Source organism: Amycolatopsis coloradensis, assembly GCF_001953865.1.
GTDB classification, from domain to species: domain Bacteria; phylum Actinomycetota; class Actinomycetes; order Mycobacteriales; family Pseudonocardiaceae; genus Amycolatopsis; species Amycolatopsis coloradensis.
In genome coordinates, this window is record NZ_MQUQ01000003.1 from 170,037 (window position 1) to 189,387 (window position 19,351).

17 protein-coding genes and 1 pseudogene are annotated in these 19,351 nt (G+C 68.2%); 5 read left to right on the forward strand and 13 right to left on the reverse strand.

Annotated features, from left to right (window positions below; all coding sequences use genetic code 11):
- Positions 1-21 precede the first annotated feature (21 nt).
- Positions 22-657 (forward strand): pyroglutamyl-peptidase I, encoded by a 636-nt coding sequence (gene pcp, locus BS329_RS04355; protein WP_076155867.1) that lies wholly within the window; start codon positions 22-24, stop codon positions 655-657.
- Between the two features lie 136 nt (positions 658-793).
- Here the strand turns inward: pcp and BS329_RS04360 are convergent, their stop codons facing one another.
- The 4 genes from BS329_RS04360 to BS329_RS04375 all read right to left on the reverse strand — a co-directional run bounded on the left by BS329_RS04360 (position 794) and on the right by BS329_RS04375 (position 6,325).
- The gene (locus BS329_RS04360; RefSeq protein WP_076156812.1) at positions 794-2,554 is read right to left on the reverse strand and encodes an Hsp70 family protein; all 1,761 of its coding nucleotides are present in this window, start codon (positions 2,552-2,554) and stop codon (positions 794-796) included.
- 185 nt (positions 2,555-2,739) lie between these two features.
- Complete coding sequence (locus BS329_RS04365; RefSeq protein WP_076155869.1) at positions 2,740-3,078, reverse strand: helix-turn-helix domain-containing protein; 339 nt, start codon at positions 3,076-3,078, stop codon at positions 2,740-2,742.
- Between the two features lies 1 nt (position 3,079).
- A complete protein-coding gene (locus BS329_RS04370) occupies positions 3,080-3,349 on the reverse strand; it encodes a type II toxin-antitoxin system RelE/ParE family toxin (RefSeq protein WP_244197029.1) in 270 nt (89 codons plus the stop codon).
- 417 nt (positions 3,350-3,766) lie between these two features.
- Positions 3,767-6,325 (reverse strand): ATP-dependent Clp protease ATP-binding subunit, encoded by a 2,559-nt coding sequence (locus BS329_RS04375; RefSeq protein WP_076155872.1) that lies wholly within the window; start codon positions 6,323-6,325, stop codon positions 3,767-3,769.
- A gap of 416 nt (positions 6,326-6,741) precedes the next feature.
- On the opposite strand from BS329_RS04375, the gene BS329_RS04380 reads away from it, so the two are divergent.
- Complete coding sequence (locus BS329_RS04380) at positions 6,742-7,500, forward strand: (2Fe-2S)-binding protein (protein WP_143252901.1); 759 nt, start codon at positions 6,742-6,744, stop codon at positions 7,498-7,500.
- Here the strand turns inward: BS329_RS04380 and BS329_RS04385 are convergent.
- Entirely contained in the window at positions 7,497-8,078 is a 582-nt protein-coding gene (locus tag BS329_RS04385; protein ID WP_076155876.1) for a TIGR03086 family metal-binding protein, read from the reverse strand. The two genes, BS329_RS04380 and BS329_RS04385, sit on opposite strands and share 4 nt — an antisense overlap.
- Before the next feature lie 66 nt (positions 8,079-8,144).
- Here BS329_RS04385 and BS329_RS04390 point away from each other — a divergent pair.
- Positions 8,145-9,013: pseudogene (locus tag BS329_RS04390) on the forward strand (AraC family transcriptional regulator).
- Here BS329_RS04390 and BS329_RS04395 read toward each other — a convergent pair.
- Both BS329_RS04395 and lysS read right to left on the reverse strand, forming a co-directional pair.
- Positions 8,995-9,348, reverse strand: coding sequence for a histone-like nucleoid-structuring protein Lsr2 (locus BS329_RS04395; protein ID WP_005165380.1), 354 nt, complete (start codon positions 9,346-9,348; stop codon positions 8,995-8,997). The pseudogene BS329_RS04390 and the gene BS329_RS04395 sit on opposite strands and share 19 nt — an antisense overlap.
- A gap of 151 nt (positions 9,349-9,499) precedes the next feature.
- Positions 9,500-11,011 carry a lysine--tRNA ligase gene (gene lysS / locus BS329_RS04400; RefSeq protein WP_076155880.1) on the reverse strand — a complete coding sequence of 504 codons (1,512 nt, stop codon included), beginning with the start codon at positions 11,009-11,011 and terminating at the stop codon, positions 9,500-9,502.
- A 95-nt stretch (positions 11,012-11,106) separates the two neighbouring features.
- Between lysS and BS329_RS04405 the strand changes: the two genes are divergently transcribed.
- Complete coding sequence (locus tag BS329_RS04405) at positions 11,107-11,880, forward strand: class I SAM-dependent methyltransferase (RefSeq protein ID WP_076155882.1); 774 nt, start codon at positions 11,107-11,109, stop codon at positions 11,878-11,880.
- Complete coding sequence (locus tag BS329_RS04410; RefSeq protein WP_076155884.1) at positions 11,877-12,647, forward strand: class I SAM-dependent methyltransferase; 771 nt, start codon at positions 11,877-11,879, stop codon at positions 12,645-12,647. The genes BS329_RS04405 and BS329_RS04410 overlap by 4 nt, the downstream gene beginning before the upstream one ends.
- 133 nt (positions 12,648-12,780) lie before the next feature.
- On the opposite strand, the gene BS329_RS04415 is transcribed toward BS329_RS04410, so the two are convergent.
- The 6 genes from BS329_RS04415 to BS329_RS04440 form a co-directional block, all read right to left on the reverse strand.
- Positions 12,781-13,572 carry a type III pantothenate kinase gene (locus BS329_RS04415; protein WP_076155886.1) on the reverse strand — a complete coding sequence of 264 codons (792 nt, stop codon included), beginning with the start codon at positions 13,570-13,572 and terminating at the stop codon, positions 12,781-12,783.
- Positions 13,573-13,576: 4 nt separating this feature from the next.
- Positions 13,577-14,071, reverse strand: a complete 495-nt coding sequence (panD, locus tag BS329_RS04420) for an aspartate 1-decarboxylase (protein ID WP_076155888.1) — start codon at positions 14,069-14,071, stop codon at positions 13,577-13,579.
- A 12-nt stretch (positions 14,072-14,083) separates the two neighbouring features.
- On the reverse strand, positions 14,084-14,992 hold the full coding sequence (gene panC / locus BS329_RS04425; RefSeq protein WP_076155890.1) for a pantoate--beta-alanine ligase: 909 nt from the start codon (positions 14,990-14,992) through the stop codon (positions 14,084-14,086).
- Positions 14,989-15,924, reverse strand: a complete 936-nt coding sequence (locus tag BS329_RS04430; RefSeq protein ID WP_425266351.1) for a Rossmann-like and DUF2520 domain-containing protein — start codon at positions 15,922-15,924, stop codon at positions 14,989-14,991. The genes panC and BS329_RS04430 overlap by 4 nt, the downstream gene beginning before the upstream one ends.
- 135 nt (positions 15,925-16,059) lie before the next feature.
- Positions 16,060-17,229, reverse strand: coding sequence for a PrsW family intramembrane metalloprotease (locus tag BS329_RS04435; protein ID WP_084749379.1), 1,170 nt, complete (start codon positions 17,227-17,229; stop codon positions 16,060-16,062).
- Between the two features lie 28 nt (positions 17,230-17,257).
- Positions 17,258-19,306: a DUF6779 domain-containing protein gene (locus tag BS329_RS04440; protein WP_076155894.1), complete on the reverse strand. Its 2,049-nt coding sequence runs from the start codon at positions 19,304-19,306 to the stop codon at positions 17,258-17,260.
- Positions 19,307-19,351 lie beyond the last annotated feature (45 nt).

Genomic DNA, 19,351 nt, shown 5'->3' on the forward strand with positions numbered 1-19,351 from the left:
TCACACGTTAGGGTGAGGGGCATGACGTCAGTGCTCCTCACCGGTTTCGAACCGTTCGGCGGTGAGCGGGTGAACCCGTCGTGGCAGGCGGTTTCCCTGCTCACCGGCCGACGGCACGACGCCGTCGCCGTCGAACTGCCGTGTGTGTTCTCGCGCTCGCTGGTCACCTTGCGCGACGCGATCGACGAGTACCGGCCGGAACTGGTGATCTGCGCCGGGCAGGCGGGCGGCCGTGCCGGTGTCACCCCGGAACGGGTCGCGATCAACCTGATCGACGCGCGCATCCCGGACAACGCGGGTTCACGGCCCGTCGACGTCCCGGTGATCCCCGGCGGGCCCAACGCGTACTTCACGACCCTGCCGGTGAAGGCGTGCGTCGCGGGAATCGAGGCCGCGGGGCTCCCGGCGTCGGTCTCGCATACCGCCGGGACGTACGTGTGCAATCAGGTCTTCTACGGGCTGATGCACTTGCTGGACAACGATTTCCCCGGCGTGCGGGGCGGTTTCGTGCACGTTCCCTACACGCCCGAACAGGCCGCGCGGACGACCGCGCCGAGCCTCGCCGTGCATCGGGCGGCGGAAGCACTGGGGATCATCGTCGACACGGCGCTTGCGGTGACCGAGGATCTTTCGACGCCCGCGGGCACCCTGCACTGACTCAGTACAGGTCCTGCCGGTGGTCCACGGAGATCGCGGCGCGCATCATCGTTCGCTCACCGCCTTCCGCAGGAGCTTCGCGGCGATGCCCGTGGTCTCGTTGAGCTTGTCGTGGCCGGTCCAGATCGCCCCCTGATCAGGGCTTCAGCTGGGCGGTGAAGAAATCGACCATTTCCTGGGTCGTCCGCGCCGACCCGTCGCGACGGGTCGAAACGAGCATCGCGCTCACTGGCGCGTCTTCGGTCCCGAAGAGCACGATGCCGCTTCGCTTGCCGACGCCCGCCAGGTAACGCCCGCGCAGGCCGTCGGTCGCCCAGGTGCCCTCCACGGGCTTGCCCTTGGTCATCTGACGCCGGGCGTCGTCCTCCAGATTGGTCATCGCGACCCCCTGGTAGTAGTTGATCGCGTTCGACGCCTCGTCGTCCTTGTACACGCACGTGACCGCCGACGCCGCCCCCATCGCGGCGGCCGCGTCCGGCGCGTCCCGGCAGTCGTCTCGCCGCGGGATGACGGCGGCGATCCGGCGGAGGCAGTCAGTGAACCCCTGCGCGTCCTTCTGGCCCGGCTGGTCGCAGGCCGGTCGCGTTTCCGGGGCGGCGGCGACCGGTTCTTCCTTGCCGCCGAGCAGGACGATCGTCGTCACGATGGCCGCGAGAGCGAGCCCGACGACGCCGTACGCCGTGGGCTTGCGCCAATCCCGGCCCGGCGGGGGCTGCGGCGGCGTCCAGCGCGGAGGTTGCGGACGCCGAGGCGGCGGCGGCTGGACCGGCGGCGGCTGACTTCGCACCGGCGGCGCGACAGGCGCGAAGGCGGGCACGGTCAGCTGGGAGTCTTCGCCGCCCGCCGGCACGTGGTGCAACCCGAACGCGACCGCCGTCTCCGGCTGGTCCTGCGTCGTCGGCGTGATCCTGAGCTGGTTCGCCAGCAGACTCGCCAGCAACGGCATCCGGCTCGGCCCGCCGACGAGGTAGACGCCGCCGAGCTGGGCCGGGGCGAGCCCGGCGCGGCGGATGGTGGCGGCCAGGAGTTCGGCGCTGCGCAGGAAACTCGGCCGGACGAGCGCCTCGAGCTCCATCCGGCTGACCCGCACGTCCCCGAACGGCTCCGGCATCGGGATTTCGGTCTGCCGGTGCCGGGACAGGCTTTCCTTGGCGTCACGGACGTCTTGCAGCAACGACCGGCGCGTCCGGCGGTCGCTGACCGACTGCGGGCGCAGGATCCGTTGCCACCGCGCGGGTTCGGAATGCGACACCTCGCGGCCGATGTGCACCAGCAGGGCCTGGTCGATGTCGAGACTGCCGAGATCGGGCAAGCCGTCCTCGGCGAGCACGGCGAACCCCTGTGCGCTGACACCGACGACCGCGCAATCGAAGGTGCCCGCCCCGAGGTCGTACACCGCGATCGGACCGGGCGGGCGGTGGCCGTGGTTAAGGGAGGCGTAATGCGCGGCGGCCGCGACCGGCTCGGGGATGAGCAGTGTGGTGCCGAATCCGGCCTTGAGCGCGGCGTCGCGGAGGATCTGCTTGCGCTCCGGGCCCCAGCCCGCGGGATGGGAGACGCGCACCTGCGCGGGCGGACGCTGGAGGAGCAGCTCGGCCTCCTCCCCGACACGGCGGAGGACGGCGGCGAAGGCGTCCGCGATGGGGAGCGTGACGTCACCGAGCTGGAGCGCGCCCTCGTCGATACGCCGCTTCGGGTTCGCTTCGAACCGGCTCGGATCCAGGCGGGCGCGGCGTTCGGCGTCGCGGCCGACGAAGACGGTGCCGTCCTTGTCGGCGTAGATCGCGGACGACATCGTCACCGACCCGTCGATCTCGACGACCTGTGTCCCCCTGCCGTGGATCGAGAGCACCCCGACCGTGCTGGAGGTACCGAAATCGATCGCCAGAACGTCCACCTGACCCCCTCCCGGACCCGATGGCATCGTCTCATCCCCCCGATCACGCGTGTCGTCCACCTGATCACACGCGTCGTCCGTCTGATCACACGCGTCGTCCATCCACGCACGCAGACCCTTCGCGCGGGAAAGGCGAACTCACGTGGTCGAACGCGGGACTCGCGTGATCGGGAGTCCAGAACGGGTCACACGGCAGTCGAAATGGTGACGTCGTGATCGTCGAAATCGGCGACCACCCGCATCCGGCCACCCAAGGCGACGATGTACCTGTGAAGCGTGTCCAGTTCCATCTGGCTCGGATCACCCTGCTCGAGCTGGCTGATCCGCGGCTGGCTCACGCCCATTCGCTTGGCGACTTCGGCCTGACTCATCCCCACGTCCTCGCGAAGTTTCGACAGTCGAAAGCCGAGAACGTACGCCTGCGCGGCTTCTCGCGCCTCAGCCCGCGCGGCTTCGACGTCGCGGCCCGCCTCACGATCCGCGGCGAGCTTCTCGGCCTTGACCTCTTTCCAGGACCGACCCATTTCAGCATTCCTCCATCGCGTCCAGATGCCGCCGGTATCGCTCCTCCGCGGCCCTGCGCACCGGATCGAAGACGAACAAGATCCTGATCTCGGTGTGCCCCGCCGACGCCGGGCGCGACTCTTTCAAGTTGTGCCTGCGCGAGCCACTGATCCTGTCGACCAGTGGCCGTCCGAGCCATGGTCCTTCACGAGCCAGCATGTCGATCGCCTCTTCGATCCGGTCGGCCGTACGCGGTTCTTCCCGGCACAACGCCGTGAACCAGCGATCCACTTCGTCGTGAAGCTCGATCTCCCACTTGCATCAAGCGGCCATAATGCAGACCTTATATCGGCCAGGGCGCCAAAGCCAGAGTTCCCACCAAGGTGCGCTTCCACCACCGGATGTTCCGCAGACGCAAGGCCTCACCACTCACGAACCTCGCGCCTGATCACACGCGTCGTCCATCCACGCACGCAGGCCCTTCGCGCGGGAAAGGCGTAACTCGCGTGATGGGACGGACGACACGGCGACTCATCGGCCTTGACGTCTTCCGAGAGCGGGTCATATCGGTCTCCGGGGGTACGCGGTCCGGCCTCAGGACCGGAACCAGCCAGCCCCGCGCCCGACCCACTCCCCACCACCAATCCAGGTCAACGGAAATGCCCGCCGCGGTCAACCCGCGACGGGCATTCCCTTCAGAACCGAGACCTACTCCGCCTCGGCTTCACCGTTCTCTTCGCTCGTGCCGGCACCGATGCTGACCGGCGGGGCGTCCGGGACCGACGAGGGCCGGGCTTCGCCGCGGAAGACGAAGTGCGCCTTGTCGTCCTTCTCGCCCTCTTCGTCGTTCCAGCCTTCGACGTCGACCAGGATGATCTGGCCGGCCTGGATCTCGCCGAACAGGATCTTCTCCGACAGCTGGTCCTCGATCTCGCGCTGGATCGTGCGGCGCAGCGGCCGCGCGCCCAGCACCGGGTCGAAGCCGCGCTTGGCGAGCAGCGCCTTGGCCTTGGGCGTCAGCTCGAGCTCCATGTCCTTGGCCTTGAGCTGCTTCTCGACCCGGGCGGCCATCAGATCGACCATCTGGATGATCTGGTCCTTGGTCAGCTGGTGGAAGACGATGATGTCGTCGATCCGGTTCAGGAACTCAGGCCGGAAATGCTTCTTCATTTCCTCGTTGACCTTTTGCTTCATCTTCTCGTACCGGTTGGCGGTGTCGCCTCCCTGCGAGAACCCGAGCGAGACGGACTTGGAGATGTCCGAGGTACCCAGGTTCGAGGTGAAGATGAGCACGGTGTTCTTGAAGTCGACCGTACGACCCTGGCCGTCGGTGAGACGACCGTCTTCGAGGACCTGCAGGAGCGTGTTGTAGATCTCCTGATGGGCCTTCTCGATCTCGTCGAACAGCACCACCGAGAACGGCTTGCGCCGCACCTTCTCGGTCAGCTGGCCGCCCTCTTCGTAGCCGACGTAGCCCGGAGGGGCACCGAAGAGCCGCGAAGCGGTGTAGCGGTCGTGGAACTCGCCCATGTCGATCTGGATGAGCGCGTCGTCCTCGCCGAACAGGAACGCCGCGAGCGCCTTGGACAGCTCGGTCTTACCGACACCGGACGGACCGGCGAAGATGAACGAGCCCGAGGGGCGCTTCGGGTCCTTCAGGCCGGCGCGGGTGCGGCGGATCGCCTGGGAGACGGCCTTGACGGCGTCCTCCTGGCCGATGATCCGCTTGTGCAGCTCGTCCTCCATGCGGAGCAGACGGGTGGTCTCCTCCTCGGTGAGCTTGAACACCGGGATGCCGGTCCAGTTGGCGAGGACCTCGGCGATCTGCTCCTCGTCGACCTCGGCGACGACGTCGAGGTCGCCGTCCTTCCACTGCTTCTCCCGCTCGCCCTTCTGGCCAAGGAGGGTCTTCTCCTCGTCACGGAGGCGCGCGGCGCGCTCGAAGTCCTGCGCGTCTATCGCGGACTCCTTGTCCCTGCGCACGTCGGCGATCTTCTCGTCGAATTCGCGCAGGTCCGGCGGCGCGGTCATCCGGCGGATGCGCATCCGCGCGCCCGCCTCGTCGATCAGGTCGATCGCCTTGTCCGGCAGGAACCGGTCGTTGATGTAGCGGTCCGCCAGGGTGGCCGCCTGCACCAGCGCGCCGTCGGTGATCGAGACGCGGTGGTGCGCCTCGTACCGGTCGCGAAGACCCTTCAGGATCTCGATCGTGTGCTCGAGCGACGGCTCGCCGACCTGGATCGGCTGGAAGCGGCGCTCCAGCGCGGCGTCCTTCTCGATGTACTTGCGGTACTCCTCGAGCGTGGTCGCGCCGATCGTCTGCAGCTCACCACGGGCCAGCATCGGCTTCAGGATCGACGCGGCGTCGATCGCGCCCTCGGCGGCACCCGCGCCGACGAGCGTGTGCAGCTCGTCGATGAACAGGATGATGTCGCCGCGGGTCTTGATCTCCTTGAGCACCTTCTTGAGGCGCTCTTCGAAGTCACCGCGGTACCGGGAACCGGCGACCAGGGAGCCGAGGTCGAGGGTGTAGAGCTGCTTGTCCTTCAGCGTCTCCGGGACCTCGCCCTTGACGATGTTCTGCGCGAGCCCTTCGACGACGGCGGTCTTGCCGACGCCGGGCTCACCGATCAGGACCGGGTTGTTCTTGGTGCGCCGCGACAGCACCTGCATGACCCGCTCGATCTCTTTACCGCGGCCGATGACCGGGTCGAGCTTGCCTTCGCGGGCCTGCACGGTCAGGTTGCGGCCGAACTGGTCGAGCACCAGCGACGACGACGGGGTGCCTTCACCTCGTCCGGAGCCGGTCTCGGTCGACTCCTTGCCACCCTGGTAGCCCGACAGCAGCTGCAGGACCTGCTGACGCACCCGGTTGAGGTCCGCGCCGAGCTTGACGAGCACCTGTGCGGCGACGCCTTCTCCTTCGCGGATCAGCCCGAGCAGGATGTGCTCGGTGCCGATGTAGTTGTGGCCGAGCTGGAGCGCTTCGCGCAGCGACAGCTCAAGCACCTTCTTGGCCCGCGGGGTGAAGGGGATGTGCCCGCTCGGGGCCTGCTGCCCCTGGCCGATGATCTCCTCGACCTGCTGGCGGACTCCCTCCAGCGCGATGCCCAGCGATTCCAGCGCCTTGGCGGCGACACCTTCACCCTCGTGGATCAGACCCAGGAGGATGTGCTCGGTGCCGATGTAGTTGTGGTTGAGCATCCTGGCTTCTTCTTGGGCCAGGACGACCACCCGCCTCGCGCGGTCGGTGAACCTCTCAAACATGTGCACTCCCTCGACTGCTGCGACGGCGGCCCGTTTCCATCGTGCTTTCACCGCGATGGATTCAGCACCGTGAGACCACTCTAGTAGCCAAGCGGTCGCGCTGGCGTACCACTACGGCTGATTGCGGCCCGTTCGCGCCCGGCCCGTTCTCCGGCCGTGCGCTCTTTCATCTTCCGGTTGCCCTGCACCTTTACGTCAAGCCCAACGTGCGAACACGCACTCGGATTCCGCCGAAGGTGCCTTGTCCGCTGAGCGCGAACACGGCAGGCGGCAAGGACTGCCCAGTGGATGGACACCCGTCCGGAGTAGTCACGGAGCGATTGTAAGGTTAGGCTAACTAATGAAGGGAGGCTGGTGTGTCGTATCTCCCCGCGCTCGTGTCACCCGAAGACGGGCTCGGAGCCTCCCTGTCGAGGATGCCGGAAGCAACCGGGATCCGCGGATCCGTGCCGGAGGCCGAGCCGGGCTGGGTCCACTGTGACGACCTTCTCGACGAACCGGACCGTCTCGTGCGATGGCGAGACCGTCTCGGCGGCTGGCTGGCTGAGCGGTATCCTGCGGCGCCCGCGATTCCCGAGCGGACCCCGGCGACCTGGATCCTGTCCTGGTACCTGCACGTTCCGGCGTTCGCCGGCGCGATGCTGCTGCACCACGAACGCCGTGTCCCGTCGCTGGCGCCGCCCGCGCTGGCCTTCCGGATCGGCGGCGACCGGCCGCACCCCGACTCGATCGCCATCCTCGGCGACGGGTTCCACTGCCTGCCGACCGACCCGGGTTCGGCGCATCCGGGAGCCGTCGTCGTCCGGGACGAGCGCACGCTGGCGGCGATCCTCCGCGGCCGCTTCATCGCGCACGCGAACAGGTTCATCGACGTCTACGGGCCGTTGACGCGGCTCGGTCGGCGACAGCTCTGGGCGGCCGCCACGGACGCGCTCGACAACGCGCTGTGGTCGGCGGGACAGCTGGGCGGGACCCCGGACGCAGAGGGTGCGGGGGTCGCGGACGCCGCGCTGGTCCTCGGGTCGCGATTCCCTCCGTTGACATCGGCGTCGAAGCTGCGACTGGCCACGGGAGCCGACGGACGCCGCGAGTGGACGAGAAACCGCGAAAGCTGCTGTTACTCCTATCTGTTACCCGCGGAATCGGAATGCGGCGGCTGTCCGCGAATCCGTTAAGAAGTCCAGCCTGGATTCCGCCCGGTGGCGCCCAAGGCGCGTTCAAAGGTGGTCGCGCCTTCCGCGACGACGACTTCTTCGCCGTACACCTTCATCGCCCGCGCCTGCTCTCCGATCTCCAGTGCGATGGCGTGGACGGCATCGGCGACTTCAGGGAGCACGGCGAACTCCGCGCCGGTCGCCTTGGCGAGGTCCCAGCCGTGGAAGACGAACTCGTCCAGGACCATGTATCCCGCCATCGACGCGGGCATCTGACTGCCGCCGAAGGCGGTCTGCCCCTCCCACGCCTGAGGCGTGCCGAAGACCTCGGCGAGCCGCGCTGTCTGCTTCTCCAGCGCGTCGAGCCAGTCGTCTCCGACGAGCCCCGCCTCCGCCTCGCCCGTCGCCGACTCGGGCGGCGACGCCTTGCGTCCGGCGGCTTCGAGCCAGGGACCCCAGTAGAGAAGGTGGTTCAGCAACGCACGGACGTCGTAGTCGGCGCACGGGGTGCGGGCGGTGAACTCGGACTCGCCGATCCCGCGCAGGATTCCGGCGAATTCCGCGGCGGCGGGGGTAATCAGGGCAGCGTATTCGGGCATACGGGCATGAGTTCACGGGAAGGGTCGCGCTGTCTTGAAGAAACGCGACACGATTAGGTTGAGCGGGTGAGCGGGCACCGGATCCCGGCGGGGATCGTCGACGCGCGAGGGGCGAACGCGGCGTTCAGCCTCGTCAGGAGGCCGCCGACGCCGGAACTGCGGCCGTTCGTCGACCATCACTGGATCCTGCGCTGGGATCTGGGCGACCGTCCGCCCCACGAACAGGTGGTCCTGCCCAATCTCGCGGTGAACGTCACGTTCTTCAGCGACGCCACAGGGGCGTCCGGACCGGGGAAACGGCCTTTTCGCTATGTCGTAGCGGGTACGGACCACGGTATCGGCGTGCGATTCCGGCCAGGGGCTTTCCGGGCATTCCTCACCGGTCCGGTAACGATGATCTCCGGCCGTTCCGTTCCGCTCACCGATCTCTTCACCGGCGCCGTACCGGTGACGGAATCGGTACGCAATGCGACGAACGACTTCGAAATGGTCCGCCGGTGCGAGCAACTACTCCTCACGAAACAGCCGGTGCTCACCGCGGCGGCCAGGACGGCCATCGAGGCGGTGGAAACAATCGCGGCCGAACCGGCCATTACCAGAGTCGGCGAGCTGTCAAGCCGAACGGGCTTGTCTCACCGAAGTCTGCAACGCTTGTTCGCCGAACATGTCGGCGCCGCCCCCAAATGGGCGATTCAGGTATACCGGTTGAACGAAGCGGCGGCACGGATCGCAGCCGAGGAACGGCCCGACTACGCGGAACTGGCGACGGTGCTGGGCTATAGCGACCAAGCACACTTCAGCCGGGATTTCCGCTCCGTGACCGGATGGGCGCCCACCGAGTACGCCCGCTTGAACCGTGTACAAGAACAAGAAAGCCGCCGGGAATAGTTCCCGGCGGCTCGAGGGTCGAAAGACCTCAGTTCTTCTTGTGGTAGGCCTCCACGACCTCGGACGGGATACGTCCACGGTCGGAAACCTGGAAGCCGTTCTTGCGGGCCCAGGCGCGAATGGCCTGGTTCTGCTCGCGGTCGACGGTCGCGGGGCGGGCGGCGGCCTTCACGCCGGCGACCGGACGAATGGCGGTGCGCTTACGGCCACCCGCGCGGCGAGCGTGCTCCACATACTGGGCCAGCGCGTCACGAAGCTCTTCCGCGTTTTCCGCGGAAAGGTCGATCTGGTAGCTCACACCGTCCAAACCGAACTCGACGGTCTCTTCCGCCTCTGTGCCGTCGAGGTCGTCAACGAGCGAGACGAGCACCTTCTGTGCCATCTGTTTCCTCCTGCTGGGGGCTTACACGAATGATCTGGTACGGGGCATGCCCCGGACAGAAGACTTTGTCTAGCGACATTAATACCCGCTACCGAGACATAACGCAAATCTTGTTTACCAGAACGATCGAGGTATCTGTCACGCGGACGGGTTATTCAGGCCGTACGAGCGGGAACAGGATGGTCTCCCGGATACCAAGGCCGGTCAGCGCCATCAGCAACCGGTCGATCCCCATTCCGACACCACCGCTCGGCGGCATTCCGTACTCCAGCGCACGGAGGAAATCCTCATCCAGGTTCATGGCCTCACTATCGCCCTGCGCACCCAGCCGAGCCTGTTCCACCAGACGCTGGCGTTCCACCACGGGATCGACCAGCTCCGAGTATCCGGTGGCGAGTTCGAATCCGCGCACGTACAGATCCCACTTCTCCGCAACCCCCGGCTTGCTGCGATGTTGCCTGGTCAGCGGGGATGTCTCGACCGGAAAATCACGGACAAAAGTAGGTTCGTGAAGATGATCGCCGACGAGGTGTTCCCAAAGTTCTTCGATGAGTTTGCCGTGCCCTAACTTCGGGTCGAGCTCCAGCTCACGCCCTTCGGCATAGGAACGCAGCTTGTCCACCGATGTCTCGGGAGTGATCTCTTCCGACAACGCCTCGGACAACGACTCGTACATTCCGAGTGTGGTCCACTCGCCGGACAGGTCGTACTCCGAACCGTCGACAAGAGTGACCACCTGAGTGCCGAGAACGTTCTGCGCCGCCTCCTGGATGAGCTGGCGCGTCATCACCGCGTTGGAGTCATAGGTCGCATACGCTTCGTAGTACTCGAGCATGGCGAACTCGGGCGAGTGTGACGAGTCGCTGCCCTCGTTCCGGAAGTTCCGGTTGATCTCGAAGACCTTCTCGATACCGCCGACCACGCAACGCTTGAGGTACAGCTCCGGCGCGATCCTCAAGTAGAGGTCGAGGTCGAAGGCATTCGAATGCGTGACGAATGGCCGTGCCGCCGCGCCCCCGTGCAGTGTCTGGAGCATCGGGGTCTCGACCTCGAGGAATCCCCGGCCGTGAAACGAGTCACGCAGGGAACGCAGCACACCGGCGCGGGTACGGACCACGTCCCGGGCCTTGGGACGCACGATCAGATCGACATAACGCTGCCGGATCCGCGTTTCCTCGGCCAGCTCTTTGTGCGCCACGGGCAACGGGCGCAATGCCTTCGACGTGATCCGCCAAGAGTCGGCCATCACGGAAAGTTCGCCGCGCTTGGAGGTGATGACCTCGCCGTCGACGAATACGTGATCACCGAGATCGACATCGGACTTCCACGCCGCGAGCGCGTCTTCACCGACCTTGGCCAGGCTGATCATCGCCTGCAACTCGGTGCCGTCGCCTTCACGGAGGCTCGCGAAACACAGTTTGCCGGTATTGCGCAGGAACATGACCCGGCCGGTGATGCCGACGGTCTCGCCGGTGGCCGTGTCGACTCCAAGGCCGGAATGCTTCGCCCGTACTTCGGCCAGTGAGTGCGTCCGGGGCACCTCGACCGGATACGGATCGATACCCTCCGCGATTATCCGGTCGCGCTTGTCCCGGCGCACCCGCATCTGTTCCGGCAGGTCTTCGTCGGGGCTCACGCCCTCGGATGCGGGGATTTCAGTCATGCGCACAGCGTACGAACCCGTCGCTTCCCTACGCCAACCGGATTACCTTTTCCGGCTCCGGCCCAGCCGGTTTTCTCTCCATTAACCTGGCTCCCGTGAACTCATCCACGCCCGGCGTCGAAGCCGCACTGCACGCACGACGCGCCGCCTCGTTCGGCGCGAAGGCCGCCGCCTATGCCGCACATCGGCCCGACTATCCGGAAAAGGCACTGGCCTGGGGGCTGGGCGGCGAGAGAAACACCCCGGAACACGTCCTCGACCTCGGCGCGGGGACCGGCAAGCTCACCGGAGGGCTGCTCGCCCTCGGCCTCGTGGTCACCGCGGTCGAACCGGACGCGAAGATGCTCGAAGAGCTCACCAAGACATTCCCGGCGGCGACCCCGCTCATCGGGACGGCCGAGAACATCCCCTTGCCGGACGAATCCGTGGACGCCGTGGTCGTGGGCCAGGCCTTCCACTGGTTCGACCTCGACCGCGCCTATCCGGAGATGGCCAGGGTGCTGAAACCGGGCGGAGTCGTTGTCGCGCTGTGGAACCACGACGACGAATCCGTCGGCTGGCTGGCGGAATTCAACGCGCTGATCAAGACCTCGGCGAGCAGGCGCTGGCTGAGCGACTACGAATCGCTGCCGGAACACGAGGCCTTCGAACCGTTCGAGAAGAAGACTTTCGGTCACAAGCAACCCAGGACGGCGGAAACCCTGGTGGAGACTCTCGCCACCCATTCGCACATGGTGGTGGTTCCGGCGGAGGAACGCGAAGCCAAGCTTCGTACAGCGCGGGAATTCCTCGACCGGAACCCGGAAACCGCCTCGGGGGAATTCGACCTGCCGCTCACCACGACCGTCTTCCGGGCGCGTAAGCGATGACCGACTGGAAGGCCGCGTTCACCACGATGTTCGGCGCGCCCGCGTCCGCGGTGTCGGCCGGGATCTGGGCCGAGGTCTACGGCGACGAGTACCCCGCCGAACTCGACACCTACAGCTTCGTGACCCGCACCGACCTGCACCGCATCGCCGCCGAAGCGCGGCTGGAGCCGGGTGGACGGCTGGCCGACATCGGCTGCGGGCGTGGTGGGCCAGGGCTGTGGGTCGCCGCGCGCACCTACGCGACGCTCACCGGGGTCGACATCGCGGAGACGGCGCTGGCTTCGGCACGGCGTCGCGCGGAGGCACTGCCCTTCTCGGACGTCGAGGCGACCGATTTCCAGATCGGCAGTTTCTCGGAAACCGGTCTGGACGACGCGTCGTTCGATGCGGTGATGAGCGTCGACGCGCTGCTGTTCGCGCCCGACAAGCCCCGCGCCTGCGAGGAGTTCGCGCGGATCCTCGTGCCAGGCGGCCGGTTGCTCGTCACCACCTGGGACTTCGACGGGCAGCCTCAGAACCGGCCGCCTCAGGTACCCGACCACCGGCCACTGCTGGAATCGGCCGGGTTCGACGTCCTCACCTACGAGGAGACGCCGGACTGGCGGACGCGGCAGCGGCGGACCATGGAGTTGTCGCTTTCGCGGGTGGCGGACCTGGCCGCGGAGTCGGGCGAGGATCCGTCGAAGCTGCGGGCGAGCCTCGAGCAGACCCTCCGCAACCAGGACCTGATGACCCGGCGGGTCCTCCTGATCGCCTCCCGCCGGTGACGGAAGGCGAAACTCGCGTGATTGAGCACGTAACTCGCGTGATCAGAAGCGCAACTCGCGAGTTACGCCTCCAGTCACGCGAGTTACGCCTCCAGTCACGCGAGTTACGGGTCTGAGCACGCGAGATCGATGTTCAGTCACGGCGGGCGGAAGTGTGGTGGCGCTCGTAGACGAGGCGCAGGCCCAGGAGGGTCAGGTCCGGGACGTGTTCGGTGATCGTCTCCGATTCCTCCAGCACCAGCGGCGCAAGGCCACCGGTCGCGATCACCGCGACCGGATCCGTCCCGGACGGCGAAAGCTCGCGCTTGATTCGCTTCACCAGGCCGTCAACCTGGCCTGCGAAGCCGTAGAGAATGCCGGATTGCAGGCATTCCACGGTGTTCTTCCCGATCACCGACCGCGGCGGCACCAGTTCCACCTTGCGCAGCGCCGCGGCGCGGGCGGCCAGCGCGTCGACCGAGATCTCGATACCGGGCGCGAACGCGCCGCCGAGGAACTCGCCCTTGGCGGAGATGGCGTCCACATTGGTCGAAGTCCCGAAATCCACCACCACACAGGCGGTCGTGGGGTGCAGATGGTGCGCGGCCAGGGTGTTCACCAGCCTGTCCGCGCCCACCTCCTTGGGGTTGTCGACCAAAAGCGGCACCCCCGTGCGCACCCCCGGCTCGATGACGATCTTCGGCAACCCGCCGTAGTACCGCGAAAGCATGACCCGCAGTTCCCGCAGCACGGCGGGAACCGTGGACAGCGCGCTGATCCCGGTCACCGCGTCCGCGTGCGCGCCGAGGAGCCCGCGCATGGTGAGCGCGAGTTCGTCGGCGGTGATCCGCGCGTCGGTGCGCATGCGCCAGTCACCGGCGAGCACCGGTCCCTGATAGAGACCGAGCACGATGTTGGTGTTGCCGACGTCGACCGTGAGCAGCAAGGGCTCAGCTTTCGGCGTGCAGCAGCGCGTCGAGACGGCGGGCGTCGGCGGTTTCGGCGACCGGGAAGGTCATCGTGTCGTCGTCGGCCAGTGTCACGGTGCCGCTGAGCAGTCCGGATCCCTCCGGCGCGTGCCCTGGGTTGGCGCCCTTCTCGACGATGCGGTTGTCCGCGTCGACGAAGATGACCCGCGGCCGGAACGCGGCCGCCTCGGCGTTCTCCATCTGCGCGTACGAAATCAGGATCACCAGATCCCCGGGGTGCACCAGATGCGCCGCGGCGCCGTTGATGCCGAGCACCCCGCTGCCGCGTTCGCCCGCGATCACGTAGGTCTCGAGCCGTGCGCCGTTGGTGACGTCCACAATGGACACCTGCTCGCCCGGCAGCAGATCCGCCGCGTCCATCAGGTCTTCGTCGACGGTCACCGATCCGACGTAGTGGAGATCGGCCTGGGTGACCGTCGCCCGATGGATCTTCGATTTCAGCATGGTTCGGTACATCGTGGACTCTCCCTATTCCCCTGCGTCCAGCGCGTGTTCCGGATGGTCCGCGGCGGCGCCGAGCACCACGCCGACGTTGTCGATCAGCCGGGTACTCCCCACCCTGGCCGCGATCAGCAACCGCGCTTCACCGTCGACGGGCGCGGGCCCGAGGTCGGTTCCCCTCAACTCCAGATAATCGATCTCGACCGCGGGCCGCGCGGCGAGGGTCTGCCTGGCGGTCGCCAGCACGGCGTCCGCGCCGTCGCGCCCGACGAAGGCACCCGCGGTGAGCGCCGCCGACAACACGATCGCGTCCTCGCGCTGTTCAGGAGTCAGGTAGACGTTGCGCGAGGACAACGCCAGCCCGTCACGTTCCCTGACCGTCGGCACCCCGATGACCCGGGTGTCGAAGTTCAGGTCCCGCACCATTTTCTTGATCAGCACCAGCTGCTGATAGTCCTTCTCCCCGAAGAAGGCGTAGTCCGGCCGCACGATGTTGAACAGTTTCGCCACCACGGTCAGCACGCCGGCGAAATGCCCCGGCCGCACCGCCCCTTCGAGCTCGTCGCCGAGCGGGCCGGGGCGCACCGTGACGGCGGCCCCTTCGGGGTACAGGTCCGACGCCTTGGGCAGGAAGCCCAGTTCGACGCCGTCCTCCTTCAGCACCTCGAGATCCTTGTCCAGCGGACGCGGGTACGCCTCGAAGTCCTCGCCTTCCCCGAATTGCAGGGGGTTCACGAAGATCGACGTCGCGACGACGGTGTTCGGCAGCCGCCTCGCCCGGCGGATCAGCTCACGATGCCCCGCGTGCAGGGCGCCCATGGTGGGCACCAGCGCGACCTTGCGGCCGACCCCGTGCAGGGCACGCGTCACCTGGCTCACCTGCTCCGGCGGCTGGAAGGTGTGCAGCGTGCCTCGGGCGAATTTGGGTGTGGTCACTGGTTTTGCTGCCCTTCGGCGGGGTCTGCTGGATCTGCGGGTTCACTGAGGAGTTCGGTGAGCTCGGCGGCGGCCGAGGCGTCCAGGAGCCCGGCGGCGTCGCCGCGCGCCAGCGTGCGCTTGGCCAGCGCGCGATAGCTCGGGGCGATGTCGGGGCCACGTTCGGCCAGCACCGCGAGATGCTTACGCACGGTGCCGAGATCACCACGGGCCACCGGCCCGGTCAGCGCCCGGTCCCCGTGTCGCAGAACATTATCCAACGCCGCCGACAACAACGGAGCCACCAGGCGTTCGGGCTGGGCGATTCCCGCTTCCCGCAACAGTTCCGCGCAGTCGGCGACCAGTGTCATCAGGTGGTTCGCGCCATGCGCCAACGCCGCGTGATAAAGCGCTCGCGCTTCGTCAGGGACCCGGACGGGCTCCGCGCCCATCTCCACGGTCAGCGCCTCGCCGACGTTCCACGCCGCTTCGTCACCCTCTGCGGCGGTGACGCCGACGCTGCACGTGGCCAGCCTGTCGAGGTCCTCCTCGCGGCCGGTGAAGGTCATCACGGGGTGCAGGGCCAGCGGCAGGGCCCCGGCCTCGGCGGCGGGCGCGAGGACGTCGATACCGTGCGACCCGGAGGTGTGCACCACGATCTGGCCCGGCCTCAGTGACCCTGTCGCGACGAAACCACGCACCATCCCGGCGAGCGCGTCGTCGGGCAGCGCCAGCAGGACGAGGTCGGCGCGGCGGGCGACCTCGTCGGGCGGCAGGAGGGGCACGTCGGGGAGCAGGAGCTCCGCCCGGCGTACCGAAGCGTTGGAAAGGCCGGAAGCCCCTACGACGGTGTGACCGGCCCTCGCCAACGCGGCGCCGACGACACTGCCGACCCGGCCCGCGGAGACGACTCCCACGGCCAGGCGAGCGGGCCTCATCATGGCGTGCGCCAGTGGACGCTCATGGTCGAAAACTCCTCAACTCGTTCCAGTCCCGCTCTGCGGTCGCGGGTACCGGACGACGGCGCGAGGGTAACCCTCCGGCCCGCGTCCGAACCGGCCCTCGTGACCAGCTTCACCTGATACGGGTCACCCGCGTGGAGCACCGTCCGCCAGCCTCACCGCGTCGGCCCGCGACGTCTTGAGCACTCGCAGCAGTTCACGCTGCCGCTGTTTGCCCTCGTCGGTGAGCTTCGGACCACGCCGCAGGAACGCCAGCTCGGTCACGCTGGCCTGGTAGCGGCCGACGGCCTTCGCCGCGTCGCGGCCCGACTGCTTCCGCGCCTGTTTCCGCCACGACCGCCGTCCGGACAGGCTGGCCAGCAGCGGCACCTCGGACGGGGCGATCCAGCGTGCGTCGACCATCATCGGCAGCGCGGCCGCGACGATCCGCTGCTCGCGGCGCCGCTGCATGACCACCACCGAGAACACCCCGATGAACAGCGGCACCATGATCAGGAAGTAGACGTTCAGGAAGGTCTTGGCGCCACCGAGCAGCGCGGCGCCGTTCCACAGCGCGTGCAGCAGCACGGCGACGACGTAACCGCCGATCGGCGCCAGGATCCTCAGCGCGCGGATCTTGCTGCTCGCGGCGACGCCGAGCCCGATCCCGGTCATCACGGCGAACAGCGGATGCGTGAACGGCGAGAGCACACCGCGCAGGAAGAACGCGGCGAGGACGCCGGCGCTCGTGCCGTCGCCGAACCCGTTCTCGGCGAACGCGCGGCCGAAGTAGTAGATGTTCTCGGTGAACGCGAACCCGGCCGCGGTGAACCCGGCGTAGACGATGCCGTCCACGACGCCGTCGAACTCGATCGGACGGCGCCACCACAGCAACAGGATGAAGGCGGCCTTCGCGGCTTCTTCGACCAGCGGCGCGGAGACCAGGCCACTGATCTTGCCGCCGCCCCCACTGCCGAGCAGCAGGTCACCGACGGCCTCGGCGCCACTGTTGAGCAGCAGGGCGATGATCGTCGCGACGCACGCGCCCCAGACGAACGACAGCAGGAGGAGCTTCGGCGGTTCCGGTTCCCAGCGGTCGACCCACAGGAACGCGGTGACCACCACGCCGACCGGGACGAGCGCCGCGAGCACACCGATCGTCACCGCGGGCAGGCCGACCTTCTCGGTCACCGTGCCGAAGACGAACAACCCGCACAGCGCGACGGCGATCAGTCCGAGCACCGGCAGCAGCACGGTGATCGACCGGGACCGGCGGGCCCGGCCGAGGCCGGGCTCCGGGGAGGAAGGCTCGCTCACAGCGGGTCACCCTACCGTCGGTATGCGCTCAGTCCTCCGCACGCCGCCTACGCCGCGGAGTGGACTCGTTCGCGCCGTTGGCGGCGAGCAGGTCCATCACCGAACGGCCGGAAGCGTGGGAACCGGCGTCAGGGGTCTCCGGACGGCTGTGCGACGACCCGTTGCGGGACGGCGCCTCGTCCTCCGGCTTCGCTCTCTTGCCGCCGTGACGGCCACCCGAGGATTCGGTGCTCTGCCAGGCCGGGGGCTCGCCGTCCGGACGGCGGCGACGGCCACCACCGGTGGGCTCCGGGACCTGGGGAACGGGGGTGAGCGAGACCGAGGAGTCGTCCGACGCCCGGCGACGACGGCCGCCGGACCGGTTCTGCGTCACGCGAAGTTCCTCGGGCAGCGTCGGGTTGACCGCGGGCGGCTCCTCGGCGCCGCCACTGTGCCGCGACGGCGTCTCGGCGGCCGGACGGCGCACCGGTTCGGGCTCCGGCGGCCGCACGGGCTCGGCCACGACCGGGATCGACAGCGGCGTCGGGGGCTCCGGGTCACGACGAGGCGGCGAACCGGCGGGCTGGGGACGCTGCTGGGAGCCGGCGGGCTGGGGGCTGGCGGGCTGGGGCTTCGAAGGCGGCGCGGGCCGCAGCCGGTCCTGGAAGTCGTCCTTCCTGGGGAACGCGGCGCTCAGATCGGAGACCGGGCGCTCCTGCGTCCACGACGGCTTCCACTCGCCGGTGGCCTCCATCGGCTCCGGGGTGGGCTTGTTCGCGGGCGGCGGCGTGCCACCGGCCGGACGAGGCCGGTCGACCGGCTTCATTCCGGGCCGGGTCAGGCCGAGTTCGCGGTTCGGCCGGGGACGGTCGGGCTCGACCTTCTTCACCGGCTTCGCCTGCGCGGCGGGCTTCACCGGCGGCGCCTGTTTGCGGGTCTGCTCCTCCGGCCGCGGGGCGGAAGGACGCTGCGCGGTGCCGGCGTCGAGACGCTGCTGCAACGACGGCTGCTGCTGCGGACGGCGCTGGGGTTCTTGACGCTGGGGTTCCTGACGCTGGGCCTCGGAACGCTGGGCCTCGGGACGCTGGGGGTCCGGGCGCTGGGGCTGCCGGGCGACGGTGGGCATCGACGGCTGCGAGACCTCGGCGCGCGAGACACCCGGCATGGACGGGCGGGACACCTCGGCCGGGGTCACCGGCGGCGGGGTCTTGCGTTTGGCGTCGACCTTCGGCATCGGCCGGGAGACCTCGGCGGGCGACATGCCGGGGTTGGACAACTCGAGCCGCTCGCGACGGGCGGCTTCGGCGGCGAGTGCCTCGGCCGCCTTCGACGCGCGGGCGTCCGCCTTGCGCATGCTGCGGCGAGTCGATTCGTCGACCGGCTTCGGCCGGGGCACCTGATTGTTCTGGCCGTAACCGTTGGTGCCATTGACCTGACCGTTCGACGGCTTGCGACGCGCGGCGGCCGGGGCGCCGTTCCGCGCGGACGCGGGTTCGAGGACGCGGTCGATCAACTCGGTCGGGCGTTCCCGGCCGTGGTCGCGCTCGTCGACGTCGATCGTGGTGCTCTTGGCGGCCATCAGCTGGGGTTTGCCGTTGCCGTTCTCGGACCCCGCGCTCATCAGCTGCTTGTTGTCGAGGGACCGCATCCGGGTGGCCTGCGCGGTGAGCGCGACGCGTTCGAGGAGAACCTCGCCGCCACCGAAGAGCGATTGGAGGCTCTCGCGCAGAGCGCTCACCTCGGCTCTGAGCGCTTCGAGTTCGTCCTGCGAGCGGGTCTCGGCGGCCTGCCGGGTCTCCGCTTCCATCTCCAGCTCGAACTCGCGGCGGGCGGCGATCTCGCGTTCCAGCTCCAGCTCGTAGACGGCCTGCGCCTCGGCGACGGCGTCCTCGCTCTGTGACACGTTTTTGCGGTAGCGGACCGCCAGGAACGCACCGATCAAAGCGGCCCACAGCGCCGCGACGATCCCCAGCCGCAAGTAGCGGAGGTCGTCGGAAAGCACCAATGCGAGAGTCGCGCCGACGGCGAGAACCAAGCCGACGACAAGCCACGGCCTACCCGCAAGGCGGCCGCGCGAGTCGTCACCCACCCCGGTCATGCCCAACACCGTACCTTCTAGTAATCCGAACGAGACCTAGTCGGT